Source organism: Sinomicrobium weinanense (assembly GCF_018863395.1).
GTDB classification, from domain to species: domain Bacteria; phylum Bacteroidota; class Bacteroidia; order Flavobacteriales; family Flavobacteriaceae; genus Sinomicrobium; species Sinomicrobium weinanense.
Window position 1 is genome coordinate 1,120,340 of sequence record NZ_JAHKRR010000001.1, and the last position, 26,532, is coordinate 1,146,871.

18 protein-coding genes are annotated in these 26,532 nt (G+C 47.3%); 5 read left to right on the forward strand and 13 right to left on the reverse strand.

Annotation, left to right across the window (positions count from 1 at the left end):
* The first annotated feature begins 55 nt into the window (after positions 1-55).
* Positions 56-532 carry a DUF4625 domain-containing protein gene (locus KN811_RS04870; RefSeq protein WP_187966342.1) on the forward strand — a complete coding sequence of 159 codons (477 nt, stop codon included), beginning with the start codon at positions 56-58 and terminating at the stop codon, positions 530-532.
* A 2-nt stretch (positions 533-534) separates the two neighbouring features.
* Here KN811_RS04870 and KN811_RS04875 read toward each other — a convergent pair whose 3' ends face one another.
* On the reverse strand, positions 535-1,419 hold the full coding sequence (locus KN811_RS04875; protein ID WP_187966341.1) for an AraC family transcriptional regulator: 885 nt from the start codon (positions 1,417-1,419) through the stop codon (positions 535-537).
* A gap of 338 nt (positions 1,420-1,757) precedes the next feature.
* Between KN811_RS04875 and KN811_RS04880 the strand changes: the two genes are divergently transcribed.
* Both KN811_RS04880 and KN811_RS04885 read left to right on the forward strand, forming a co-directional pair.
* A complete protein-coding gene (locus KN811_RS04880) occupies positions 1,758-4,334 on the forward strand; it encodes a glycosyl hydrolase family 95 catalytic domain-containing protein (RefSeq protein WP_187966340.1) in 2,577 nt (858 codons plus the stop codon).
* Between the two features lie 96 nt (positions 4,335-4,430).
* On the forward strand, positions 4,431-5,207 hold the full coding sequence (locus tag KN811_RS04885) for an SGNH/GDSL hydrolase family protein (protein ID WP_187966339.1): 777 nt from the start codon (positions 4,431-4,433) through the stop codon (positions 5,205-5,207).
* A 194-nt stretch (positions 5,208-5,401) separates the two neighbouring features.
* On the opposite strand, the gene KN811_RS04890 is transcribed toward KN811_RS04885, so the two are convergent.
* The 3 genes from KN811_RS04890 to lon form a co-directional block, all read right to left on the reverse strand.
* Entirely contained in the window at positions 5,402-6,595 is a 1,194-nt protein-coding gene (locus tag KN811_RS04890) for a glycoside hydrolase family 88 protein (RefSeq protein ID WP_187966338.1), read from the reverse strand.
* A gap of 162 nt (positions 6,596-6,757) precedes the next feature.
* Positions 6,758-7,894 (reverse strand): glycoside hydrolase family 88/105 protein, encoded by a 1,137-nt coding sequence (locus KN811_RS04895; protein WP_187966337.1) that lies wholly within the window; start codon positions 7,892-7,894, stop codon positions 6,758-6,760.
* A gap of 362 nt (positions 7,895-8,256) precedes the next feature.
* A complete protein-coding gene (gene lon / locus KN811_RS04900) occupies positions 8,257-10,707 on the reverse strand; it encodes an endopeptidase La (RefSeq protein WP_187966336.1) in 2,451 nt (816 codons plus the stop codon).
* 318 nt (positions 10,708-11,025) lie between these two features.
* Here lon and KN811_RS04905 point away from each other — a divergent pair, with 318 nt between their 5' ends.
* Complete coding sequence (locus tag KN811_RS04905) at positions 11,026-11,481, forward strand: hypothetical protein (protein ID WP_187966335.1); 456 nt, start codon at positions 11,026-11,028, stop codon at positions 11,479-11,481.
* 58 nt (positions 11,482-11,539) lie between these two features.
* Here the strand turns inward: KN811_RS04905 and KN811_RS04910 are convergent, their stop codons facing one another.
* Entirely contained in the window at positions 11,540-12,319 is a 780-nt protein-coding gene (locus KN811_RS04910) for a DinB family protein (RefSeq protein ID WP_187966334.1), read from the reverse strand.
* Between the two features lie 103 nt (positions 12,320-12,422).
* On the opposite strand from KN811_RS04910, the gene KN811_RS04915 reads away from it, so the two are divergent.
* The gene (locus KN811_RS04915; RefSeq protein WP_187966333.1) at positions 12,423-13,022 is read left to right on the forward strand and encodes a CGNR zinc finger domain-containing protein; all 600 of its coding nucleotides are present in this window, start codon (positions 12,423-12,425) and stop codon (positions 13,020-13,022) included.
* Between the two features lie 104 nt (positions 13,023-13,126).
* On the opposite strand, the gene KN811_RS22000 is transcribed toward KN811_RS04915, so the two are convergent.
* From KN811_RS22000 to KN811_RS04955, 8 genes are all read right to left on the reverse strand, one after another.
* On the reverse strand, positions 13,127-14,218 hold the full coding sequence (locus KN811_RS22000; RefSeq protein ID WP_187966332.1) for an adenylate/guanylate cyclase domain-containing protein: 1,092 nt from the start codon (positions 14,216-14,218) through the stop codon (positions 13,127-13,129).
* A 126-nt stretch (positions 14,219-14,344) separates the two neighbouring features.
* Positions 14,345-15,238, reverse strand: coding sequence for a hypothetical protein (locus tag KN811_RS04925; RefSeq protein ID WP_187966331.1), 894 nt, complete (start codon positions 15,236-15,238; stop codon positions 14,345-14,347).
* 126 nt (positions 15,239-15,364) lie between these two features.
* Entirely contained in the window at positions 15,365-16,762 is a 1,398-nt protein-coding gene (locus KN811_RS04930; protein WP_187966330.1) for a hypothetical protein, read from the reverse strand.
* Between the two features lie 56 nt (positions 16,763-16,818).
* A complete protein-coding gene (locus tag KN811_RS04935) occupies positions 16,819-20,025 on the reverse strand; it encodes a TonB-dependent receptor (protein ID WP_187966329.1) in 3,207 nt (1,068 codons plus the stop codon).
* 278 nt (positions 20,026-20,303) lie between these two features.
* On the reverse strand, positions 20,304-21,296 hold the full coding sequence (locus tag KN811_RS04940; RefSeq protein WP_187966328.1) for a FecR family protein: 993 nt from the start codon (positions 21,294-21,296) through the stop codon (positions 20,304-20,306).
* Between the two features lie 218 nt (positions 21,297-21,514).
* Entirely contained in the window at positions 21,515-22,036 is a 522-nt protein-coding gene (locus tag KN811_RS04945; protein WP_187966327.1) for an RNA polymerase sigma factor, read from the reverse strand.
* A 314-nt stretch (positions 22,037-22,350) separates the two neighbouring features.
* Entirely contained in the window at positions 22,351-25,311 is a 2,961-nt protein-coding gene (locus KN811_RS04950; protein WP_187966326.1) for a DNA polymerase III subunit alpha, read from the reverse strand.
* Entirely contained in the window at positions 25,311-26,525 is a 1,215-nt protein-coding gene (locus KN811_RS04955; RefSeq protein ID WP_216334687.1) for a DNA polymerase Y family protein, read from the reverse strand. The genes KN811_RS04950 and KN811_RS04955 overlap by 1 nt, the downstream gene beginning before the upstream one ends.
* Positions 26,526-26,532 lie beyond the last annotated feature (7 nt).

Here is a 26,532-nt window from a genome sequence, read left to right on the forward strand (position 1 = left end):
GTACTCCCCGACTCCGCCCATATGGCAAGTATCGAAATATTTAAACACAAAAATTATGACCCTTAAAACAAAAGTATTATACCTTCTGCCCATGGCCCTGATATGGAATTCCTGTTCTGACGACGATACGGTCGTAGACGACGAGAAACCGACAATAACGGTTGCTTATGAAAACGGATTCCCGACACCCTGTACCGGCCTGCAACGGGGCGGGACCTACACGATAAGGGCCAGGGTCAGCGACAATGATGCCCTGGCTGCATACAGTATCGATATTCATCACAATTTTGACCATCATACCCATGACGACCAGGGAGCGAGTTGTGAGCTTGCCCCGTTGAAACAAGCCGTAGATCCGTTTATTTATATGCAAAACTTTCAGATAGAAGGAAACCCGGGGACCTATGAAATAAACCGGGAAATAACCATTCCTGAAAATATCGATACGGGTGACTATCACTGCCAGCTTTCAGTCACCGACCGGACGGGATGGCAGTCACGGACCTCCATTGACATAAAGGTCATCGAATAACCTTAGCTGTTCCCGACGCCAACGGCATATTCCCTGTCGTTGGCCAGGAACTGCTGCTGGTAGTGCAGCGGGCTTTTGCCGGTGATGCCCTTGAAGTATTTGTGAAAGCTCGTAACATTATTGAACCCGCTTTCGTAATAGATCTGCTTGATGCTCATGTTATTTTCCATAAGGAGCTTACAGGCATGCCCGATCCTTATTTCGTTCAGGAACCGTATAAAAGTCTTCCGGGTCTTCGACTTAAAGTACCGGCAAAAGGAATTTTCACTCATATTGGCCACCTCCGCGATTTCCTTAAGGCTGATCTTTTTCCTGAAATTGGCATGGGTATATTCGAAGACCCGGTTGAGCCTTTCTTCACACAATTCATCAGCGTTAAGCCTGAATCCGGGAGAAGCCAGCATCTGTTGCCGGCACCTGGAGATCAGCGTAAGGATCTCCATTAACAGAATAATCCTTCGCGATCCTTCGGAATGCAGGCTTTCTTCTAACAGGTCTTTCACTTTTTCCCTGTGTTTTCCGCTGACCTGTATGCCCCTTCCGGCTTTTTCCAGCGTTCGTTTTATAAGCCTGTTCTCGGGGAGGTCCAGGAAATCGTCTCCCCAGAAATTTTCACAGAAATGGGCCACCCGTACATCGATATGATCGGTGAGGTCACTGTCGAACCGCCAGCAATGCGACAGGTTTGACCCTACCAGTACCACATCTCCGGCACTGAAGCGCGAAACACTGTCGCCCACATATTGTACGCCTCTGCCACTTTTAAAGTGTATCAGTTCGATCTCGGGGTGATAATGTAACCTGTTGTTCACACCCGGGACTTTATCCTGCCGGATGCTGAACGAGTAATCGGGACCAACGGGGATCTTCAATAATTGGGACTTCATCTGGATAATTGTTTTGGTTAGTAGTTTTTGTCAATAATCACTTTCAGGGCGATTGGTTTAAGCCGATCGTCAATGGTCGTTTAACAGCGTCTCCAAGTTATCCCTTTTTAAGGTCCCGATCGTCCGAAAAAGGGGTATCCAGCGTTCAGATATGGCGCTGGCAGCGGGCCCGGAACGGGTTATTTTTATCCTGTTACCGTTTTTAATTGCTAAAATCGTTTACTGAATGGTTAGATAAAAACAATCTTTTCAGGAAAGGGAATTTTAATTTGCGGTCTCGCTGATCCAGTAATATTCATATCATCAAAATCAACTGATAAACCCATAATTCATATCCATTGACCTGCAAAGCAATATATATCACGGTATGCCTGAGTTTTATTTTCTGTATCACAAAAGCACAGGGTCCGGTAAGCCCCGGGGGCTCTCAGACCAAACACGGAGAACATAGCATACCATCGCAATGGCCGGATGTAGACTATGGCAAACTCATATCCCGGGCAGACCTCGTATACAACACCCCCGCAGAGCGAAGTGAAGCGGGGCATCCTGTGGGTAACGGCCGTATGGGCAGCCTGGTTTGGACCATTCCTTCTTCCCTGAAATTCCAGCTCAACAGGGTGGATGTTTTCGGCAACAATTCCGACTCCGATAATTTTTTCGAACGTCATACCGATTACTGCGGGGGCATTGGCTATGTGGATGTCGATTTCGGGGAGGACATTTTTAAGGGACCTGAATTCCGGCAGCACCTGTCTTGCCATGACGGGCTGGAAACTGTTGACGGAAAAGCTGTTCAGGCCAGCATACTGGCATGGGACGAAGCCGATGTCATGGCCATAAAGGTCAGGGACCGCCGCACTTCACAAGCCCCGGTATTTACAAACCTGAGAATGCTCCGGCCGGCCATTGCACGGAGCGGGGATCACTCAGCCATTTCCAAACTGGATATTGCAGGAGACCGTATTGTACTGACCCAGGAGTTCCGGGAAGATGATTACTATTGCGGTTCTGCCGTAGTTATAGGTATTTCCGGCAGAAAGGGAAAAGCGGAAATCACCAATGCATCTACCGTGCGCCTGTCTGCCACGCCCGGGAACGATACATTTACCGTATTTATGGCCAGTGCAGCGAGTTTTGATCCGGATGAAAATATTGTGGACAAGGCTTTGAAAAAGCTCGAAACCGCACAAAAACAAGGTTTCGAGGGTTTATACGAGTCCAACCGAAAGTGGTGGGATGCCTACTGGAAAAGATCGTTCGTTCATTTGAGCAGTCCGGACCAGACAGCCGATCTCATCGAGCGGAATTATAACTACTACCTCTATGTCATGGCATCCAGTTCGCGGGGCGATTATCCTGTGAAATTCAACGGTATGCTATGGACCACAGGAGGTGATGCCCGGAAGTGGGGAGGATTGTACTGGGGGGCCAATCAAAGTTGCCTGTACAATGCGCTGTTCCCCGCCAACAGGCCCGAGCTCATGGACCCCATGTTCAATATGTATTCCAGGGGTTTTGAATCGTTTGCCACGGCAGCACGGCAACAATGGGGCAGCAAAGGTATTTTTATCCCCGAAACTACGGGGTTCGACGGCATCCCTGCCCTGCCGGATGATATTGCAGAAGAAATGCGGCAATTGTACCTGGCTGAAAAACCGTGGAAAAACCGGTCGGAACGGTTTATGGACTACGCTTTTACCAAACTCCCCTTCCACAGCAGATGGAACTGGAAAAAGGACGCAGGGTGGAAAGACGGGCAATGGCACGTAACAGATAAAGGTGGGGGACCCTTTGGCCATGTGACCCATATTTTCTCCAGGGGAGCCAAGATCGCCTATCAATACTGGTTGAAGTATGAATATACAGGAGACAGGAAATGGTTAAAGGACTACGCTTACCCTATGCTCAAAGGAGTTACAGAATTTTATCGCAACTTCCCGAATGTTAAAAAGGGAAAAGACGGAAAATACCATATTTACCACATCAATGATAATGAGTCGGTATGGGGAGCGCATAACACGATAGAAGAGATATCTTCCATGCGGGGTATTCTGCCGGTAGTTATCAGGGCTTCCGAAATACTGGGTACGGACGCCGGCATGCGTCCCGTATGGAAGGAGTTTATGGACCATCTCTCCCCGCTACCGTTAAATACCGGTCTTTCCGAAGATAGCGTTCCCACTTCCCGTACATGGATCAAGGGATTACCACCCGTGGTACAGGGAAACCCCGATCGCAGCCCGGACCCCAACACCATGCCTCCCTGGTTCTTTGACCTGTGTACCCTGGAATCGGGGCAGGAAACCCTGGAGATCGCCAATAACACTTTCGATTCCTATTTTCCGGACGGGATAGATAAAGACACCAAAGTCAATGTGCTTTCCAAATTACCCGTTGCAGGTGTTTTGCTCGGCAGGACAGCGGCTACCAGGTTTCTTATTCCCAACCAGATCGAAACCACCGAAACTGAAGTGCTTCAAAACCGTATGGACCTTCGCGAAGGTTTTCAGGCCACCAGTGTTCAACGTTTGGGAAGGGCCGCAGAAGCCCTCCACTATGCACTTTGTCAAAGCGTACCCCCGGGACCGGGACAAGATCCGGTAGTTCATCTGTTCCCCGCCTGGCCCAAAACATGGAATGCCGATTACACCTTGTTGTGCAGGGGCGGGTTTCTCGTGTCCTCTGCCATGAAGGACCAGGAGGTAAATTTTGTAAAAATACGGTCCAAGGCAGGAGGAACATTCCGGTTGCGAAATCCATGGCCGGAACGGAATGTAATAATTTACAGGAACGGGGAAAAAACAGGAAGTTCCCGTAACGGCCTCATTGTTTTGAACACTGAAATTAACGATCGCTATATCGTTGTTCCCGAAGGGACACATCCTCAAGAGCTTAAAAGATCAATACCATAATGCATCGGGAAATGTATTTTTCTCCCTTTTTTATCAGAAAATAAAAAAATTCGCTTTTTATATTTTCATTAAAAGAATAATATTAAATTTGAGAGCATGAAAAATAAGATAAAACCAACCGACCGAAGAAATTTTATAAAATCAGCATCCCTCGCTTCCGCAGGTTTATTGGGTTTTAGTACCATGCAGGCCGGAAATACCGTTAAAAAAACATCCCTTAGCATTCCGGGTAAACTCACTGTATTGTTCCAGGGAGATTCCATTACCGATGCCGGAAGGGACCGGGGGCATTACTATGCGAACGACGTTCGCGGTATGGGGCACGGCTATGTGCTCGATATTGTAAGCCGTATCATGGCCGAGAACCCAAAAACGGAATGGGCCATCTACAACCGCGGGATCAGCGGCAATAAGGTGTATCAACTGGCCGACCGATGGAAAGACGATTGCCTTCAACTACAACCCGATGTACTGAGCATACTGATAGGTGTTAACGATTTCTGGCACACCCTGAACGGTAACTACAACGGAACGGCCAAAGTCTATGAACAGGACCTGAGAAAATTACTGGACCGTACCCTGAAAAAGTTCCCCGATGTAAAACTTATCCTCGGTGAGCCTTTTGCAGTAAAAGGCGGCACAGCCATTACGGATCGATGGTCCTCCGAATTCAATGCTTACAGGGAAGCTGCTGCACAAATAGCCAAAGATTATAATGCGGTTTGGATACCTTACCAGGAAGTTTTCGACAAGGCGTTGAAGACTGCCCCTGCCTCGTACTGGTGCCCGGATGGTGTGCATCCATCCATGCCCGGGGCTTATCTTATGGCAGATGCCTGGATAAAAGGGTTTGAATCCATTTACAATACATAGCGTATTAAAGTAAACCAACCAAAATTTTTTATATCCGGAATTACCCCGATGTTCGTGTCGGGGTAATTTTTTTACCCACAAAGTAAGATTCATGCTATAAGCCTGTCTTGAGCTCGCCTGCACTGATCCCTTTGGTAGACTCAGGATAAACTAAAGCCGAAGTGTCGAAGGGCCTGCCCTGAGGTAGTTGATTCTTATTTCCCTTCCAGGTGCTTTTTCCGGAGCAGTGCTTCCAGGTAGTAATAGTCGGCGTAAACCAGAGGTACGTCCACTTCGCTTCCGGACGGTTTGGAGCCTACACTGTGCAGTAGTATAAAGCCCTGTGCACCTCCTTCCGGAGCTGTGTATACTGTGGAAAGGGATTTTATGATCTTATCGGCAGCACTGCGATACTTTTTTCCTGCTTTGCTGAAGGTACTCAGTTCATACAAAGCCGAGGCTATTACAGCGGCTGCGGAAACATCTCTTTCCTCGTTAGGGATCTCCGGGGCATCGAAATCCCAGTAAGGTACCAGATCGGCAGGCATATTGGGGTGGTTAAGGATGCAAGCTGCGATCTTATCAGCTTGTTGTAAATACTCCTTGTTCCCGGTTTCCCTGTAACACATGCTATAACCGTAAAGCCCCCAGGCCTGTCCCCTGGCCCAGGCCGATCCGTCACTGTATCCCTGGTGGGTATTCCTTTTTTCTACGGCACCGGTCACGGGGTCATACCCGATAACGTGGTAGGAGCTGTTGTCTTTGCGGAAATGATTTTTCAGGGTGGTGTTGGCATGGCTGACGGCTACCTCATAAAAAACTGAATCTCCTGTGATCTCCGTGGCTGCAAAAAGCAATTCCAGGTTCATCATATTATCGATGATCACCGGGAATTTCCATTTGTCCTTATTATGGTCCCAAGAGCGTATGGCTCCGACAGCAGGGTTAAAGCGCTTTATCAGGGTTTTGGCCGACTGTACGATCACATCGCGATAATCCCTGTTTTTGGTAAGCCTGTACCCATTTCCAAAGCTGCAATAGACCTTAAACCCCATATCGTGGGTCCCGGCATTCCATTTTTCCTTTTCTATACCGGCTGTAAAAGTTTCTGCATTTTTGAGCCATACACTATCCCTGTTGTATTCGTACAGGTACCACAATACTCCCGGGAAAAAACCACTCGTCCAGTCGCCGGAATGGACCAGGCGGAGTTTCCCGGATGGTTCCAGGTTACGGGGGGAAATGCCTTTGCCATCGCCCTCCTTTTTTTCCTTTTCCACAGCGTTCAGCATAATCCCCGTTTGTTTTTCGGCATGCCGAAAGGCCCGGTCTACATCGGTCTGTTGTGCTGTACAGGAAAAAACAAGCAGCAGGGATAAGAGAAGAAAGTAAAGTTTTTTATACATCATTGTTGGTTTTTAATATCAATAAGTGAGATTGGATCTTCAAGTTCAAAACTAAGCACCTCCCTTATGTTTTTATTATGCTTTTTTAACCTGACATTATACGATATTGGCCATTTTCGGAAAAAGGACGGAACTGTATCAAGAGGATTTTTTTTTGCCCTGGAATCAGCGCAGCAAGGCGGTGGTACACCACAGCACGGGGGCCTGCCCGTGCATATCCCCCACTATACGTTTCCGGTCGAGGTAATACTGTCTGTTGTTCTTTTTATTGGTCCCCTGGCACACTTCCCGCACATCGCCATCGGGATTGATATAACCGGTCAGGGCTATCCAGCCTTTTCTCGCTGCCGGGCCGTATATCTCCTTGTCGAGCCATCCCTGTTTAACCCCGGTGATCATGGCAAAGGTGAACATCCCGGTACAGGAGGTTTCGGGCCACGAACCGGGATCGTCGACAAGCTGCCGCCACATACCGTCTTCAGCCTGATATTTCAGCAGGGAGGCCATCATGGTCTTATATCCTTTCATGATACGCGGATAATCCGGGTTCTCTTCGGGGAGTGAACGGAGCAACTCGGCCATCCCGGCTGCCATCCACCCGTTACCCCTTCCCCAGTAAAAAGGGACGTCGGGGGCATGATAGAACAATCCGTTGGGCTTTTGTAAGGTATCGAGATATACCGTCATTTCCCGGGCGGCGCGTTCCATGTATTTCAGATCTCCCGTAGCCCTGTATGCCTGGGATTGTATGGCAGTGATCATATACATATCATCTATCCACATACGGGTTTGCCAGGTAAGCCCCTTATCGTAATAAATGTGGGACTCCGGGGTTACCCTGGGGCCTTCCGGAGGCCCCCACTGTTTGTCTGCAAAGCCTTTTCCCATCTCCAAGTATTTTTGTTTGCCGGTCTGCATGTACAGTTCCAGGGGTACGGTACCGAAAACGGTATAATCGACATGATCGGGATAAGGCACAAGATCTGCCTTTTCTGAGAGCAGTGGTTTAAAACGTTGCTCGAGACGCCGCGTCAGTACTGTATCTTTTATTTGTCCGGAAAAAGTAAGTGCTCCATACCAGGCACATACTTCGGAATAGGTGAGATTATTTGGTTCGCCCGGCCTGCCAAAATTCTGATAGGGTACGGCCAGAAAACGTTCTGTTACTTTCTGGCCTACTTCCCGTGGAGCCGCTCCATCGGGAAAATCCTTAAAATATTTGTCTGTTCCGGTGCTTTGGGGATCCTTACAGCCCAGGAGCAGCATACCGAGCATTACGGGGACCTGCCATCTTTTATTCATCGTTGTTCTGCGGTTAGGGTTTTCAATCAAAAGTCAAACCGGTTGCAGGGGCTTTTCCATGCACCAGGTTATTTTGACAAGTTAAGGATAACAGCAGAACAAATATGGTCTGTTTTTAACCGGGTATTATATTTTTTTTGCAGATTACTAACAGAGGATTGTGTTTTCCTGAAAATAAAAAGGAGCTATCTAAAAAGCCTATACCCGCCATGTTGAACTTGCCTGTACTGAGTACAATCGAAGTGTTTCAACATCCCATTGCACTGATCGGACAGTGAGGATGAGACCCTGAAACAAGTTCAGGGCGACGTAAAGGCTACTTTTAGATAGCTCCCCTTATATTTCTGTAAAACAGCTTTTTATTAAAGTTCCTTGGCGTTCTTTACCTTCTGTGAGGTAATGGCCAGTTGAAGCACTTCGCTCATATCGGTAACATAGTGGAAAGTAAGTCCCTTGAGGTATTCGGGCTTTATTTCCTCGATGTCTCTCCTGTTCTCTTCACAGAGCAGTATTTCCTTGATACGGGCCCTTTTGGCGGCCAGTATCTTTTCTTTGATACCGCCTACGGGCAGTACCTTTCCTCTCAGGGTAATCTCCCCGGTCATGGCGATGTTCTTTTTAACTTTTCGCTGGGTAAAGAGCGACACCAGTGAAGTCAGCATGGTTACCCCTGCACTCGGGCCATCCTTGGGGGTGGCTCCTTCGGGAACGTGGATATGCACATTATAGTTACTGAACACTTCGGGATTAATGCCGAGGTCTTCCGCATTGGCTTTGATGTACTCCATGGCAATGGTGGCAGACTCCTTCATGACCTTCCCCAGGTTCCCGGTTATGGTAAGGGTTCCTTTGCCACGGGAGAGTATAGACTCTATAAAGAGAATATCCCCTCCTACGCTGGTCCAGGCCAGTCCGGTAACCACTCCGGCCACTTCGTTATTTTCGTACTTATCGCGCTCCATTCGGGCGGGGCCGAGGACCTTTTCTATGTCTTCTATGGAAACCTTGATATTGTACTCTTCTTCCATAGCAATAGATTTGGCGGCATAGCGCACCATTTTGGCGATCTGTTTTTCCAGGCCGCGCACTCCGGATTCTCTGGTATAGCCTTCGACGATCTTTTCGAGGCCTTTTTTTCCTATTTTCATGTCATCAGAAGTCAGGCCGTGTTCTTTCAGTTGCTTGGGCAACAGATGCCTTTTGGCGATCTCCACTTTTTCTTCTATGGTATACCCGGTAACGTTGATGACTTCCATACGGTCGCGCAATGCGGGCTGTATGGTGCTTAAATTGTTGGCTGTGGCTATGAACATGACCTTGGAAAGGTCGTAGCCGAGCTCCAGGAAGTTATCATAAAAAGCAGTGTTTTGTTCCGGGTCGAGCACTTCGAGCATGGCCGAAGAAGGGTCTCCTGCGTGGCTGGAAGTGAGTTTATCGATCTCATCCAATACAAAAACGGGATTGGAAGTACCTGCTTTTTTCAGGGACTGTATGATCCTTCCGGGCATAGCCCCGATATAGGTTTTCCGGTGCCCCCTGATCTCGGCTTCATCGCGCAGTCCGCCCAGCGACATTCTTACATATTCCCTGCCCAGCGCCTCGGCAATGGATTTACCCAGGGAGGTCTTCCCAACTCCGGGAGGGCCGTACAGGCACAGTATGGGCGATTTCATGTCATTGCGCAATTTCAGTACGGCGAGGTATTCGATGATCCTCCGCTTTACCTCATCGAGCCCGTATTGGTCCCTGTCCAGGATGCGCTGCGCCCTTTTCAGGTCGAACTTGTCTTTGGAATAGGTGTCCCAGGGCAGTTCCAGCAGCAGGTCCAGATAGTTCCGTTGAATGGAATATTCGGCCACCTGCGGGTTCATGCGTTGTAGTTTGGCCAGTTCCCGCTCAAAGTGTTCTTTTACCTTGTCGTCCCATTTTTTTCCTTTGGCCTTCTTCTGCATTTCTTCGATCTCCTCTTCGTAAGATACCCCGCCGAGTTCTTCCTGTATGGTCTTCATCTGCTGATGCAGGAAGTATTCGCGCTGTTGCTGGTCCATATCGTGGCGTACCTTGGACTGGATATCTATTTTCAGTTCCAGTTTCTGGAATTCTACATTGAGGTATTTTAAGGTAGCCAGCGCCCTTTCCCGAAGGTTGTTCATAGACAGGAGTTCCTGTTTTTCCTCCACACTAAGGTTCATGTTGGAAGAGACAAAGTTGATCAGGAAAGATCCGCTTTCTATGTTTTTGATGGCAAAGGATGCTTCTGAAGGGATGTTGGGACTGTTCTTTATGATCTGAAGGGCCAGTTCCTTGATAGATTCAATGATGGCCAGGAATTCGGGATCATCCCGTTCCGGTCTTACCTCTCCTACTTCCCTTACCTTGGCCTGCATATAAGGTTCCGTGACCACTACCTGGTCTATTTCGAAACGCTTTTTCCCCTGGATGATTACCGTGGTATTGCCGTCGGGCATCTGTAATACCCGGAGGATACGGGCCACGGTGCCCAGGTTGTTGATATCTTCTACGGCAGGGTTTTCTACTTCTTCATCTTTCTGGGATACCACCCCGATCACCTTATCGCCATTATTGGCATCCTTGATCAACCGGATGGACTTGTCCCTTCCGGCCGTAATAGGTATCACTACACCCGGAAACAACACGGTGTTCCGCAAGGGCAGTATGGGGAGCTCCCTTGGCAGTTCTTCCCTGTTGATCTCTTCCTCGTCTTCCGGGGTCATTAACGGTATAAGCTCTGCGTCTTCGTCAATACCCTGAAATGACAAACTGTCAATATTTAAAAACTTTGATTTAGCCATAATTTTTTATACGTCATTCTGTCATTGCAACAGATTAAAAAACAAACAATTGTTCAATATTTAACTTTCTAAAAATCAATATACAAACAAACTCAGCCACTTAAAGGCACTAGCATATCGCAATAGTTATGCCAAGTGCTATCGTAATGGGGCTACCTTGGTTTCAGAGTATGGTGGACATTGTTAAATCGATTGCCAAATCACTATAATTCATGTTCTTATTGCAACAAAATCATAAAAAAACATGAATAATCTGCAAATTTTATGTAAATTAGATACTACACCCTATGAAATCAATAATCTTAAAATCCCTGTGTTATGAAAAATTTCATTTATGTCTTAGCCACTGTGTTCCTGGCTACCGTGTTTCTCGCCTGGAATCATTCCCAGGATACTGAAAAAGCCCGGCCGCTTTCACTTGAAGGTGTATGGGAACTGGTGAATTATTATACTTATGAAGAGAATGAGGTCATAGACAGCTTTCCGAATTCTGAAGGATACCGTCAGGTAAAAATGTACAAGGACGGGAAAGTGATGTGGACCAGAAAAGTCCCGACAGACTCTACACAGTGGTATGGTTACGGTGGATATATTACCACAGATACGAGCCTGGTTGAAACACTGGAATACGGTTCTGCCAGTATGATGCGGATCATAGATACTTCCAGAGTGTTCTCATTTGAGTTGCAGGGAGGAAAAGACTGGTTCCGGCAGATCAGCATCAACGAGAACGGCGACAGAACCTTTTCAGAAAATTATATCCGGATCAAATAAGAAAAACAAACTCCGTGGATGCCCCCGGATCACCCCGGGAGCGGTGAAAGAGAACCAACTATCGGGACACCGCCAGTATTTTCTTTACGAGGCCTATTTGCCCCAGGTGGTAGATATCGTGTTGTATAATGCCTTCCAGCATGTAATCTAAAGTATCCCCTCCGGGCACTGTTTCCAGGAGAAAATCATCCGTTTTATTGTTTAGCAACCTTATGATTTCTGCCTGGGTTTGCTCCAGTTCTCCCCATAAGGTACCCCATCCCTTCTGCCTTAGCTCTTTTACCGGCAGAAAATTCAGGGTTTCGACAGTATTATCCCTGTAATTCATATCTCCTGTGGCATACCTGATAAAAACCGTTCGCCAGTAAATACAATGCCAAATAATCTCGGCAATGCTGTGTACGCCCGGAACAGGTTGCTCAAAAGCCTGGCTATGGCTTACATCTTTTAATTTTTCACAGAAACTCTCCGAGTGCCAGCTTTCCCCGTTAAACAACTCGTTTACCTGCCTTGTATAGTCCTTAATCCTGCTATTAGATACCGTAAAGGTCTCACAGTGCTTTACATTCTCTTCAAACTCCAGTAGCATATCCTTGTCTTCGGGATAATACTTTGCCTTCTCCATATCCTCCCCTGTAAAAGATCTTACCGCATCCGGCCCCGTCCATTCGGTCACCGTATAAAAATCGCAGTGCTCCTTTCCCGGCGCCCTCCATACTTTTGCAGAGCGGTTGCCCTTGCATTGCAGGTATTCCGAAGTGCCCTGGTTCAGGAGGAACCAGAGGTATTTGTCCGCATCTTCCGGCCTGGTGCGGCCATGCCATATCCTTGTTAGCATTGTACTGTTTTTAGGTTAATGAATGAATTGACTATCTTTGCTTTACTATTAAAAATATTTTAGATAGTAAAATTAATTTATTTTACCAGTAAAACAAATACTAATGGTAAAAAAATATTCCATAAACAATATCCGTCTCGACGGGGGGACGCTTTGTCTGGACTTTGTCAATACGGTACACGATCGTAAAAAAGAGCCGCTGCCTGACTATCTCTTGCACACAGATGATCTCGTGGCCTGGGGGATCCGCCTTGAATTGCTTCCGGAAAATACCCTGACACTGGCAGCCACCCAAAAGGGAAAGGATCCACTGAAGGAGGCCATTATCTTTCGCGAGTTGTTATACCGTATTTTTTTTGCATTGGGCAAAGACGGATCCATTGTCCCGGAGGACCTGAAAACCTTTAACCATTACTTGTCTCACTACCTGCCATACCTGCGGATAACAAAAGAGAATAACGGTTTTGACAGGACATGGGAACTCCCGGCAGAAGAAGTTTCCCGGATCATCGCCCCGGTTTTACTGGATGCGTACGACCTTATATTATCGGATAAACTGCACCGGGTTAAAGAGTGCCCGAATTGTGGCTGGCTCTTTTTCGATGCAACCAAAAACGGCAGGCGCCGATGGTGCAGCATGAAGAGTTGCGGCAGCAGTGTCAAGGCTTTGGAGTGGTATCACAGGCAGAAGAAAAAGGGGTAGTTTTGGAGTTGTTGAGCTGATTGGTTTGGGCCGATAAGGTGTTGGTTGATCAGTATTACAACCTGCAGCAACCGGAAACTGGGAACCGGCAACCGCCCTTAAAACTAAACCACCAACTTCACCGCCACAAGCAAAACTTCCTGTTCCTTACCTTTCAGTTTAATAGCTCCGAGGTGACGGATAGTAAAGTTATTTTCGAAATCCAGTTCGGAAAACAGGTCGGATGTGGCTATGACCTCTTCCCGGTACTTGGTGCACATTCCCAGGATACGGGAGGTAGTGTTCAGCACATCTCCGGAATAGGTAATGTCGCGTTTTACCACTCCGATCTCTCCGGCCACTACCCTGCCGCAATGTATGCCTGCCTTAAAGGAAGGTACTATACCATAACGTCGTATATATTTGTCTTTTTTCTGATCTATATGTTTTTTCATTTCAGAAAAACACCGGATGCACTGAAGGTTTTCCACACCTTCTTTGAACTTCCATACCACAACCACCTCATCTCCCACATACTGATAGATGTTTCCGTGGTTTTCCAGGATAGGGTCGGTGATGTCCGCAAAAAAATCCTTGAGCAGGGCGTGGTAGGCTTCGTTGCCCAAACGTTCGGCTATGGCCGTAGAAGAGTTCAGGTCCAGGAACATAAATATCCTTTTTTCCGTTTTGGGCGTATTGTATTTTCCCATGATGATATTCCAGAAAGTATCGGGGCCATATTTGCTGTTCATCTGGAGGAGCAGCTGGGTCATCACCACGATAAACGACCATACCATCCCGTTCTTTACCGGGTAGCTGTCCGTGACAAAGTCGTAAAACGCTTCTCTGGAAACAGGATCATACAAAGGCCTCCCGGTCTGGAAAGGCACAATGATCGCTGCCATGATAAACGTAATAAGGGCAATGATACAAACAAAAGTAACACTTACAAACAGGATGGTATACCAGTAGGGTTTATCACGGTATTTTACATTGATATAAAAGACCAGCAAACTCCCTCCGATCAATGCCCCTATAAGCCCGCCTCCTACATTACGCATTACAGAAATGGCAAACGAATAATCTGCCGTGGGGCCCAGGGAAGTCCTGGTATGCAGGATCAGGTGGTCGTAAACTGCAATAATAAAGCCCAGGACCATCCAGGCTATGACAATGGCCAATAATTGTTTAAGTTTGAGTTGCAGCCCCCTTTTCACTTGTTGAATTTTCCCGGGATGTATCCCGGCAGCTTAATTCAACTAAGTTAACAATTTTTTTAATGTTTTTGTACAGGTATACTTCCGGGCAAAAGAAAGGTTAAGTTCAGGGATGGAAGGTTATAATCACTCACTTAAACTCTCAATATACCGTTGTTTATACCCTCCATAGTCGTCCTGAAAAAGTTGAAATGTCGTTACATCGTAGTCTACAGTACCTCCTGTACTGCTGTTCAGATTTCCGACATTTCTCTCTCCCCGGATCACTATGCCCATTCCAAAAGAAGGGAACCCGGGAAAAAGTTCTCCTTCCTCTGCATATACATCGGAAAGCAGTTCCCCGCTATCGGCATCGAATATTTTGCCCGCAGTGGCTTTTAATTCCTGTCCGACCTCCACACTGATAGTTTCCAGTTCCGGAATGTTAATAAAAGAAGTGAAATCATCCGGAGAAATATTTTCAATAATATATACAGGTTCTTCGGTCATGGCTTCATTATAAAAGTTGGCTGCATTTAATTCCGTATTATATATTCCATACACTTCAAACCTCAGGTTTTTGCCTTCCAGAACGTTCTTATCATTTTTAATAAAATTGATAAACCGGACCTTCTTATAACCTTCAGGGGCGGGTTCTCTCTCTTTGTCCGTTAATGGTTCCATTGGGATTACAATATCTCCCGTATAAAAAGCGGTTATTACTATATCTTCGCCAAAAACGGCGGTTCTTGTACTATCCAGCAATACTTCTCCGCTTTTCTTTTTCTTTAACTCTATATTTAATTCTGTTCCCTCGGGATAATAATTTCCAGATGACCGCAAAGAGTCTCCGTTGATATAAAAGCCCAGTTCGTTTTCGCTGTCTCCTATCTTGGTGAAATTGAAATTCCGGACAGTTACATATGTCTCTTCCCCGACCAGGTCTCCTTCGGTGTCACAACCAGAAAATATTCCAGCAAATACAAGGCACGATATCCAGTATCTGATGTTTTTTATTTGTTTTGTATGTTTAATTTTCATAGGTCTGTTGGTTTATATTTTTCTTTATTAAAGCTGTTCTCCTTTCAACCATTATTTATAAAGAAGTACGGCGGTAACAGCCGTACTTCTTCCCTATTATTTTCAAGCGTTCTTCAAAGTAAATAATTAATACGGGTTGTTGTTAGGTTGATAGGACGCCCAATTGTCATCCCATCGACCGGAAGCACTGGCTCCAAATGCTCCTTTGTAATCTACCGGAACAAAAAAGCTCGAAAGGCCTGCATAACTGGTCCCGAAAGCAGGAAAAGGGCTTGCCAGGCCGTAATCCGGGCTGGAAGTATTGTAGGGATCTGTCAGGTTCATAAAATTCGAATTTCCGGTATTTGTAGTGTTATCCATGTAATTAGGCTCACCGGTGGCAGAGGACGGCGATACAGGAGTGGTAAAAGCGTGTACCAGGTTGTTCCTGAATTCGGCTGTACCTCCCGATCCCAGTTTTCCGTCTGTTCCATTAAAATGAACTCCGGTATCATATCCTGCGATGATGGAATTCCGGAACACAAACGATGTATTTCTCCTCCAGTGATTGCCATTTAAAAGCGGGGTTGCAGCACCCCCGGTTTCCATACCGAGAATGGTAACGTTAGACAGTACCGGGCGGGTTATCGGGTTTCTACTACTACCATTACCGTCATTGTCGCACTCTATTCCATTGGGGTCTCCGGAAAAAACCACTCCCGGAACTTTTTTGGCCACGGCAAATTGGATCTGCCCGGAATATCCAAAGTCAAAATCAAAATCATCATCGGCATTACCGAAGGCTATGAGGTTTTTGGCATTGACGGTTCCTCCGAAAAACTCAAAACCGTCGTCCTTACCGAAAGATACCTGGATGTTTTCCAGGGTAGTTCCGTGACCTACACCTCCTAAGGTAAGACCGTTGATCTCGTTACCTCCGCCGAGGTCTCGCCCGGCATACTCGATACGTACGTAACGCAGGGTTCCCGCGTTATGCCCCGGATTGGAACCTCCGAATGTTATACTTACGCCGTTAGGGATATCCTCATCCAAAATCCCCTCTATCTCTTCTGTATTTGGTTGATTGGTAGGTGCATCGCCCAACAGTATAATACCTCCCCAGTCTCCGGCAGCCCTGTTTCCCTTAGCCTGATCGGAAGTAAATACAATAGATTCCGCAGGGTTTTCTCCGTCGGCTACCAGCCTGCCTCCTTTTTCAACCAAAAGATAGGAGGCGCTTCCGCTTGTAGGTTCTGTCTTCCACTTCACCAGGGTATTTTTTTCTACGGTAAGGGTAACACCGTTAGCTACATATGTAGGTCCGTCTATAAACCACACCTTGTCATTGGTCAGGGTGGTATTGGTATTTATTAAACCGGAAATGGTCCCGGTGGCGGAAGGCCAGCTCCTGTTGTCCACACCTACGGAAAGTGTTGCAAATTCCGCATTAAGGGTCGGATCGCTTTCTTCGATCGGGTCTTCTTTAGAGCAGCTTGTCAGCAGCACGGCCACGGACATAGCAAGTAAGCTAAATCTGGTTTTCATAGGATTTGTTTTTAAGGTTGTTATTTATAGATCACTTAAAACTAATAGGCACTTTTCTAAAAGGTGTATTTAAAACTTAGGGTAAAGCTCCGCTGGCGGTCGTATCTGCGGCGTACCAGGTCGTACCTGGGATCGTAATTCTTTCCACTGGGGTCATGCAACGGTATGCTTAAACTATGCCCTTCCCCGTCCGGGTTCGGGGCTATTTTAACCCTGTTCTGCTTGGTTTTCGGGTCTATATTGTTATAATAGCGGATAATGGGATTGTTAAAAATATCGGCAAGGTTCAGTTTGATCTCCGCACGATTGTCCTTTAAAAAGGCATAGCGAAACTGGAGGTCCAATACATCGCGCGGCTTTTCGTATTCGTGATAAAAAGGGTCTCCGCTGGGCAATACGATACGGGACCCTACCCGGTTATAACTGGCGGTAAAGCCAAAGTGTGCACCCGTATATTGTAAACCCCCGTTCACAATATAGGGAGCCTGCCCGTATAGCGGCCTGTTTTCCTCAACCACGGTCAGCTTATATATGGGGTTTCCTTCCTCATCGGTCTCTCCGGTATCTACGGGGACCTGTTCCCGATCATAGTAAATGTCGGACCATATCAGGGATGCATTGCCAAACAGGTACAGGTTCTCCCCAAAGGTAGAGTTCAGGAAAGCGAAGGATTTCCTGAAATCGATCTCCACCCCATAATTCGTGGCCCGTTTCAGATTATAGAAACTTGCCCTTAAAGGTGTGGTTCCACCTCCGCTGTTGTTATCTAACTGTAGTTCAATGGGCTTGTCAAAATCCTTGTAAAAACCGGAAACCGAAAAAGATTCTTCGGGAGTGGGATAAAATTCCCATCGAAGTTCAAAGTTATCTACGGTAGTTTGCTCCAGGAGCTTTTCATTGCCTTCTTCATCTGTAATACCGTAACCTGAAACGACCACGGTACGCAAATTATAATCGTAATAGGTGTATTTGCCCAGTTCTGTAAACTCCGGCCTTGCCAGGGACCTGAAATAGGAAGCCCGGGCATTCATCTGTGGCGTAACCTCGTAAATAAGATTGGCCGAAGGCAGGAGGTCTGTTTCATATATCGTATAGGATTCGGGCTCTTCACTTATGGTCACCTCTCCTGTATCTTCATTTTTTTTCGTCTCCCTGATCCCGGTATCGGTTCTCATATCGTTATATTCTACCCGAAGCCCTCCGGAAAAATGCAGCTTGCCGAACAGGTAGGCATCCAAAGACAGGTAGCCCGCATGCAGGTCCTGCGATCCCTCATAGCCATTGCCCAGGCCATTTATTCCGCCTACTCCGACAGATTGCGGGTAATAGTGGAACAATTCTTCGTCAAAAGCATTCTGGTTCAATATCCTATAAATGGGAAGCCCAGCAAAATCAGAAAGACGGGTCCCGGTTTCCCCATGCGGACTGATCACGTACCTGAACTGATCAAAATCGGTTTTTCGTATACTTCCGGAATAACCGGCTGATAATTTGTTCTTATTATGAGTGGCCGAAAGCGGTATTTCCAGGTTTAGTCCAGCCGTATACCGCTTTTCCCCGTACTTGCTGTAATAGTCCTTCGGACTTTCGATCTGCCTGTTGGTCACATACGAATCATAGGGAGGGTGAGAATTTCGGAATTCCTGAAAAACAAGCTCCCTGTCAGCGCTGCTAAACGAGGTAGAATAACTTCGCCCTTCATATTGTATATTGTTAGGCTGATTCCGGGTATAACCGGCGATCCCAAGGTCCCAGCCCAGTTTGGCATTTCGTTGCCCCAGGCTATGTTCTCCTTTTAATGTACTCTGTCCGAAACTATTGACGATCCGCTCTTCTGCTACCCCTGTAACCGGCCAGCCTTCGTACAGGTTTATCCCGTTATAAATGGTATTTTCCGTTTCCAGCTTTTGGTAGAAGGTATTTTTAAGGCTTATCTTATGGGTGTCAAAGGCATAAGTGGCATTGAGCACCCCGCCCAGGCGGGTCAGGAAATTATAACGGTCTCCCCCGGTAATAAATCTGCTGCCCGGTTCTTCTTCAAAATAAGCCTGTTTGGTCTGTTCATTGCGATAGGTCAGGGCTGCGGTCATGCCCAGGCGGTCATCGCCGGCAAGGTCGATGGTCTTCCCCAGGCTAATAGCATAATCCTGGGTAGGTTGCTGCGTATAACGGCTGATCCGGAAACGGTCGTTGCCGGGCATTTGCCGGGAAAGCGGCACCAGTTCGTTTTCATTGACCCCGGCCCTGGCAGACTTCCTTAACTCATGGGCCAATACAGGCAACTTGCTGTCGGAACTTAACAGCCCCAGGTAATCGTTCTTAAAGCGCGGCAGGGAATAAAAATCATCGAAGGTATTTTTATTGCCGCCTGTTCCGATCTTTATCGTTAAAAAATCTTCGCTGGGGATCTCTACCGTATTTACATTGACATAACCACCGGTAAATTCTCCCGGCAGGTCAGGGCTTGCCGTTTTGTGAACAATAACGCTTTCTACCAGGTTGCTGGGAATAATATCAAAGGCATAGTTCCTGCGGTTGGCTTCGGTACTGGGCATCAGGGCATTGTTCATGGCCACATTATTATAGCGTTCGGAAACCCCGCGTACCACTACATATTTATTGTCCTGTACATGGAGCCCGGTAACACGGGTAAGCACCTGGGCCACATCGTTGTCCGGGGTCCGGGCTATCTGTTCTGCCGTGATCCCGTCTATGGCGGTGACCTCGTTTTTACGGATGGCATTCAGTGCTGCTACGTTGTTTGCCCTGCGGTCATATTGAGCTGTGACCACCACCTCCTCCAGGGTTTCGCTGGAGGGTTGCAGTACAATGTCGAGCGTTGTGGTTTTTCCGGCTTCGACTACCACATCGGTGACGCGCTGTGTGGCGAAGGATATGTAGCTCACCCTCACGGTATAGGTTCCGGGAAGCAGTTGTATATCGTAATCCCCGTCAAACCCGGTAGAGGTTCCCAACGGCCTGCCCTCGATGATCATATTGGCTCCGGGGAGCGGTGCGTTCTGATCGTCATAGACATGCCCGTTGAGCCTTCCCTTTTTTTGCTGCTGAGCCCGTGGTACAAGGCGTAGGGACACGTTTTTCCCCTCTATACTGTATTCTAAGGGGACCTGCCTGTCAATATCACGAAGGATATCCTTTATAGGCCTGTTACCAATGTTTATATCTTTCTTTAATGTGGCATTTTCTAATTGAGATTCATCGAACAGAAAATTATAGTCTGTCTCTTCTATCAGTCTTTCCATAAATACTTTCAGGCTCTGTCCGGATTCCTGACCATATGGAATAATCCCGGCGACAGGCGTAATGCGGGCATTTAACAGCTGTGTACATGTAAAAAATAAAAGGCAGACTTTTCCCAAATACCTGTTTGTAATTAAACAGTATTCCTTAATTTTGGCTTTCATGTATTATCGGTATGTATGGATTAATTAATAATTATTGATTTTGCGATCGATCCTTATATTATTTTTCTTTGCATACTTTATAAAAGCGTTGTTGGCCGCAACGCTTTTTTTATGCGTTAATCTTTCTTTTTAACAAGTAGTTTTCCCTCTCCCTGTTCCAGTTTCATATGATGGATAAACAATATTTTCTGCATGGCATCTACGGGCGAAGTGTTATGAAAAAAACCGGAAACGTGTTTCGCCCGGTCTTCGGATGACAGGGCACTCATATCTATTGCTATGTGATATACCCTGGATATCCTGGTCAGAGCTTCTGCTATGGTGGTGTTATGAAACACCAGCTTGTTTCCTTTGTAGAGACTTTCCCTGGTGTTTTGTATGGTTTCTATGCTGGTGTTATTGTTGATCTTGTCAAAGTTCAACAGCTCACCGGGGCGCATTTTGGCTAGTTCCCTTTCTTTGTTCTTTTCTTTGTCTTTCAGGATCACCTGAACAGAGCCTTCGGTAAGGACAACCTGGATGTTCTCCTCGAACGGATAGGCCTTAATGTTAAACATGGTACCGAGGACCCTCGTGGTAATGTCATCTGTCAGCACCTCAAAAGGCCTGAGGGTATCCCGGGCTACATCGAAATAAGCCTCTCCCTTTAGTTTTACATTCCTTTTTTCTTTCCCGAACCGGTCGGAATAGGAAACGGATGATCCCGGCTTGAGCCATATGACCGTTCCGTCTTCCAGATGTATTTCCCTTGCAGCAGGCCTGGTGTTATTCACTACGGTCCATTGCTCCGCACGGTTTTGTTGCAGCAGGTATACTGCGCTCCCTCCTGCCAGGAACAATAGTATGGAGGCAGCCAGTATCAACGATCTTTTAATTTTGGGGCTTAAAAGGCTTTTTACTCCCCCGGTCTCTTCCCGTATCGCGCTAAAAACAACGTCCCGGACAGCCCGGGAATCTTCCTGCGTTACCAACTCCGGAGCATTGTCCCATTCTTTTTGCAGCAGCCGGTCGGTTTCTTCCGGCTTTTCGCAAAGAAACTTTTCCACTTCCGCCGCCTCTTCGCCGGAGCACTTTCCTTCCCGGTATTTTTTAAAGAGTTTTAAATCCATTGGTCTTCTTAATTCACTTGTAGAACGATATGAAGACCTCTGAAAAATGAAATTAATGTTATGGGGAAATGAAGTTAGGGTTAATAGGGTTGCCAGTTACCAGTTGCCGGTTACAGGTTTAAAATGTTATGCTAAAGAGCTTCTTCTGAAAAAGGTAACTTTATTCAGGCATGCAAACCAGCAACCCGAAACTGGCAACCCGAAACCGGTACCTAGCTCTAATTCCGGAATTTTTTAAGTTCGCGCCTCAGAAAGAGTTTGGCGGTCTCTATATTGGTCCTTATGGTAGTCACGGACAGTTGCAGGGTGTCGGCTATTTCGACGGGGCTTAATTCTTCGAACTGATATAGTGTGTAAATACGCTGTATGTGTTCCGGGAGTTTTTTTATGGCAGAGTGTACTGCCGCAAAGGCTTCTCCGGCAACCGGGCTGTCTCCCGAAGTATCGGCTATGGTATGATGGAGGTGTTCGTTCTCTTCCATAGAGGTCAGCAGGGCGTTCAACCGGTTTTGTTTGCGCATTTCGTCCAGAAAGGTGTTTTTTACCGTAACATAGACCAGGGCCTTCGGATTAGGGTGATCTTTGAATTTGTCTATATGTTTCCATATTTTTATAAAGGAAGTCTGGGTGATCTCGCGCGCCACATTCTCATCCCTGCTCAGGGCCTTTAAAAAATTAAAAGCCTTGCCGTGAGTTTCGTCGAACAGTTTCCGGAAAAAGATTTCGTTTTTGGCTGCCATCTTCTGAACAAAAATTGCAGCTCTAATTTAGAAATATGCCGTGGGCCGGCCGTTCTGTTATTGTTAACGGAATGTTACTTTTTAAACTCTGTCCATGCCCCGGATTCTCCCTTGTTTTGTTATAAATGAAGTACCCGGAATACAAAAAATATCCGTAAAGGATCGGGGTGTAAAATGCCTCCCGGGTACCTCAACAATACACTATATCATACATAAACTTCACATAAGGTTAACCTTATTTTCATTTTTCAAACCGGGTAACAAAAGGGGAAATCCGGATACTCAAAAATCATTGATCCGGACTACGAGACTGTCTAACTTTCAAACCTGGGGTCCTGGATATAATCTTCTTTTCTCATCTTTACCACTTCTATACTGAAAAAACCGAACTCATTGACTACCTTTCCGTACATGCGGTATATACCTTTCCCCCTGAATTTGTTTTTATGTGCCACCGGAGGGAAAAGAACGGTATCGAATACCTCTCCGTAACAATCGATAAAGGTGGCAAAGAACATTTCCTTCCCGCGGTGGGTCTGTGTCTTTTTTATCGCCACGAGATAGCCGTAAATATCGATATACCTGTCCTGGCTGTATTTCAGGTCCTGGGCACCTTTGTGGCTCCGCGGCCTTTCCTGCAACAGTTCGAAAGGGCTGCACAGGCAGAACCCAAGCAGCTCCAACTGGTCAAACGCAGCTTCCAGCCCGGTGGTTTGCAATGCCGGGACTGCAAACTCTTTTTGTTGCGTCCTGAACATCTGGTACTGGGATTCTTCCCCGGGGACCACACCTTGTCTCAGATGTGCCTGCCACAGCAGTTCGTACTTATCTGTCCCTGTAAACCGGAAAGCACCAACGCGTATGAGTATGGCCAGCTGCTCCACACTTATGGGCACCCTGTTTATAAAATCTTCCAGGGAGGCAAACAGGCCGTTGCTGTCGCGTTCTTTCAGGATCCGGTAACAAACCCGGTCTTCGAGCTCTTTCAGATACCCGAAACCGAGATAAATGTCTTTTCCGGATATCCGGGTCTCCATACGGCTGCTGTTAATACAGGGTACGTGAACTACGGCCCCCAGCATCCGGGCTTCGTGTATATAGATCTCCGGGCGGTAGAAGCCGCCTCCGTTGTTCAGCACGGCTACCATAAATTCCAGCGGGTAATAAGCCCTGAGAAACAGGCTCTGGTAACTTTCTATGGCATAGGAAGCGGAATGCCCTTTGGCAAAGGCATACCCCGCAAAACTTTCTATCTGTTTCCACACCTCCAGGATCACTTCATCGTCATATCCCTTTTGCCTGCAGTTGGCAATAAACCTGGCTTCGACCTCCCCGAATTCTGCCCGTGAACGGAACTTTCCGCTCATTCCCCTTCGCAATACATCAGCTTCGGCCAGGGTAAGCCCTGCAAAATGGTGAGCTACTTTAATCACGTCTTCCTGATAGACCATGACGCCATAAGTCTCGGGCATGATCTTCAGCAGTACGGGATGTGCCTGTTGTACCCGTTCGGGATCCTGGTGCCGGAGGATATATTCCCGCATCATCCCGCTTTTGGCCACTCCGGGACGGATAATGGAACTGGCCGCCACCAATCCCAGGTAATTGTCTACCTGCAATTTTTTGAGCAGCATCCGCATGGCAGGCGATTCTACATAAAAGCAGCCCATACACTGTGCACTCTCCAGCATGGCGTGTATTTTCGGGTCTTTTTTAAAACGGTTTACATCGTGGATATCGGGGACTTCGGCTTCCGGACGGTTATACCGGATAATCTCCAGGGCCTCCTTGATCTTGGCCAGTCCGCGCTGGCCCAGTATATCGAACTTGTACAGCCCTACGTCCTCGGCAATATGCATATCAAACTGTACGGTAGGATATCCCTTGGGGGGCAAAAAGGTGGCGGAAAAAGTGTTTAAGGGCACTTCACTGATAAGGATACCACTGGCATGTACGCTGATATAGTTGGGCATCCCCTGGATGAGTTTCCCGTACTTTAAAACCAGTTGCGAAGGCTGGTCCAGGTCGTGAAGGTTGTAATGGCCTTCACTCAGGCGGTCGATATCTTCCTTGGGCAAGCCGAAGACCTTTCCCAGTTCCCGCACTACTCCTTTATAATTAAAGGTAACATAGGTGCCCAACAGAGCTACATTGGAAAAACGTTCAAAAATATACCGGGTAACATCGTCCCGGTCTCTCCAGGAGAAGTCGATATCAAAATCGGGCGGTGTACTCCGGAACAGGTTCATAAAACGTTCGAAATACAAATCCAGCTCCAGGGGGTCCACATCGGTAATGCCCAGCAGATAGGCCACGATGCTGTTGGCTCCGCTGCCCCTGCCCACGTGAAAGAACCCTTGTTGTTTGGCATAGGTTACAATGTCATAATTGATCAGGAAATAAGAGACAAAATCCTTTTGCCTGATGAGTTCCAGCTCCCTCTGCAGGCGTTCCAGGGCCATATCCTGGTTGTCCGGGTAGCGGTAGTGGATGTTTTTCATGCAGCATTCCAGGAGATATGCTTCGTCCCGGGCCTTATCCCCGGTGTAAGTTTGCTGGTTACTGCTCTGTTTGGCCGCAGAAAAATCGAAGGTCACATGGCATTCCTTCATCAACCGGGCCGTATTTTCCAGGATAAAATGATACTGATCGAAAGCCTTGTACAGGTTTTCCGGGGGATACATTTTTTCGTCTTCCGGAGCGGTATCTTCGGGAGACAATTTACTGAGCAAAATATTCTTGTCTATGGCCCGAAGCAGTTTGTGGGCGTTAAAGTCCCTCCTGTTCCGGAAAGTCACAGGTTGAAGGACCACCAGCTTGTTCTGCTGATTCCGGTATACAGACAGGGGCAGCTTTCGCAGGTCATTGACAGAGATCCCTATGTATTCGTTTTCCCCGAGATCTTTAAACTGGTGTTGTGCTGCCTTTTCCAGGGGATAAATAATAACGGTATGCGGAATGGCCGGGGGGCGGCCGGGAAAATCCCTGCCTTCGTGCAGGTGTTCGGACAGAAAACTATTGAGTGCGGCATAGCCCGTATTGTCTTTGGCTATACCTACAAACTGCTGATCTGTGCCGTTCCTGAAATCCACGCCCACAATGGGCTTCACATCCATACTTTCTGCCTTACGGATAAAATTAAGGCAGGCCGAGGTATTGTTGATATCGGTCAGGGCCAGTTGTGCAACGTGGTTTTCACGGGCCAGTTCCAGGAGTTCCACTTCGGAAAAAGTACCGAAGCGCAGGCTGTAATAGGTGTGGCAATTTAAATACATTACTGTTTTCTATGTGCTAAAATGGTTGGAGGTTGTCCGTTAAAGGGATTGGTCATTCTCCCTATGGTCTTTACTCCCATGGCCGCGGCCCGGGTAATGCTGCGGTCGCCATACCGCAGGCGGATCTTGTCCATAGCCTGGTACAGGCGGATGGTCTCTTCGGTATCTTCAAACAGGTTGATCTGATAGTTGCCGTGCACCAGGTGGCTGAACTTCACCCCGATAAGGCGTACAAGCAGCCTTCGGTTATACAGCCGGTGGAACAGTTCCAGTATCCTGGGGATAAGGATATGGTCGGCACTGGTGTAGGGGATTTTCATTTGTTTGGAATAGGTCTGAAAATCGGAATACCTGATCTTTACACTGATACAGGCCGTAAGTTTTTCTCCTTTCCGAAGCTGAAAGGCCAGGTTTTCCGTCATGGCGGTCAGCAGCGACCGGAGCCGGTGCACATCTATGGTATCCCGGTCAAAAGTCCGCTCTGTGGAAATGGATTTTCGTTCGGAAAAAGGAATTACCGGGGTCTTGTCTATCCCGTTTGCCCGCTCCCAGATGGTCAGTCCGTTACGGCCCAGCACGCGGTACAGCATTTCCCCCGGCATTTCCTGAAGGGTCCTTACCTGCTTTATGCCGAGGTTGCGCAGGGTCAGGTAGGTCTTGTCACCTATCATGGGAAGTTTCCTTATTGACAATGGGGCTAAAAAAGGTTTTTCCCGTCCGAACGCTATCCTGATCTGGTTATTGGGCTTGGCTTCGTTGGTGGCTACTTTAGAAACCACCTTGTTCACAGAAAGCCCGAAGGATATCGGCAATCCGGTTTCCCGGATGATCTTCTGCCGGAGCTCGGAAGCATAGCGATAAGTACCGAAAAAACGGTCCATACCCGAAAGGTCGGCATAGAACTCATCTATACTGGACTTTTCGAACAGGGGCACGTTTTCCCGGATCAATTCGGTGACGGCCTCGGAATACCTGGTATATGTCGCGGCGTCTCCCTTAATGACCTTAGCGTCCTGGCACAACTCCTTCGCCAGTTTCATCGGCATACCGCTGTGTATACCAAAGGCCCGGGTCTCATAACTACACGCAGCTACCACTCCGCGGTCACTGATCCCTCCTACCAGCAAAGGCTGTCCTTCCAAGCGGCTGTCTAACAACCGCTCTACGGAAACAAAAAACGTGTCCAGGTCCAGGTGAAGGATAGTCCGGTTCATATATCAG

Bases quoted from the DNA above. Each gene is read 5' to 3' on its own strand.
- KN811_RS04910 (WP_187966334.1), bottom strand. From the start codon at position 12,319: ATGCTAACAAGGATATGGCATGGCCGCACCAGGCCGGAAGATGCGGAC.
- KN811_RS04955 (WP_216334687.1), bottom strand. From the start codon at position 26,525: ATGAACCGGACTATCCTTCACCTGGACCTGGACACGTTTTTTGTTTCC.
- KN811_RS04930 (WP_187966330.1), bottom strand. From the start codon at position 16,762: ATGAAAACCAGATTTAGCTTACTTGCTATGTCCGTGGCCGTGCTGCTG.
- KN811_RS04895 (WP_187966337.1), bottom strand. From the start codon at position 7,894: ATGAATAAAAGATGGCAGGTCCCCGTAATGCTCGGTATGCTGCTCCTG.
- lon (WP_187966336.1), bottom strand. From the start codon at position 10,707: ATGGCTAAATCAAAGTTTTTAAATATTGACAGTTTGTCATTTCAGGGT.
- KN811_RS04945 (WP_187966327.1), bottom strand. From the start codon at position 22,036: ATGGCAGCCAAAAACGAAATCTTTTTCCGGAAACTGTTCGACGAAACT.
- KN811_RS04950 (WP_187966326.1), bottom strand. From the start codon at position 25,311: ATGTATTTAAATTGCCACACCTATTACAGCCTGCGCTTCGGTACTTTT.
- KN811_RS04890 (WP_187966338.1), bottom strand. From the start codon at position 6,595: ATGATGTATAAAAAACTTTACTTTCTTCTCTTATCCCTGCTGCTTGTT.
- KN811_RS04870 (WP_187966342.1), top strand. From the start codon at position 56: ATGACCCTTAAAACAAAAGTATTATACCTTCTGCCCATGGCCCTGATA.
- KN811_RS04915 (WP_187966333.1), top strand. From the start codon at position 12,423: ATGGTAAAAAAATATTCCATAAACAATATCCGTCTCGACGGGGGGACG.
- KN811_RS04935 (WP_187966329.1), bottom strand. From the start codon at position 20,025: ATGGAAAGACTGATAGAAGAGACAGACTATAATTTTCTGTTCGATGAA.
- KN811_RS04885 (WP_187966339.1), top strand. From the start codon at position 4,431: ATGAAAAATAAGATAAAACCAACCGACCGAAGAAATTTTATAAAATCA.
- KN811_RS04925 (WP_187966331.1), bottom strand. From the start codon at position 15,238: ATGAAAATTAAACATACAAAACAAATAAAAAACATCAGATACTGGATA.
- KN811_RS04940 (WP_187966328.1), bottom strand. From the start codon at position 21,296: ATGGATTTAAAACTCTTTAAAAAATACCGGGAAGGAAAGTGCTCCGGC.
- KN811_RS04875 (WP_187966341.1), bottom strand. From the start codon at position 1,419: ATGAAGTCCCAATTATTGAAGATCCCCGTTGGTCCCGATTACTCGTTC.
- KN811_RS04905 (WP_187966335.1), top strand. From the start codon at position 11,026: ATGAAAAATTTCATTTATGTCTTAGCCACTGTGTTCCTGGCTACCGTG.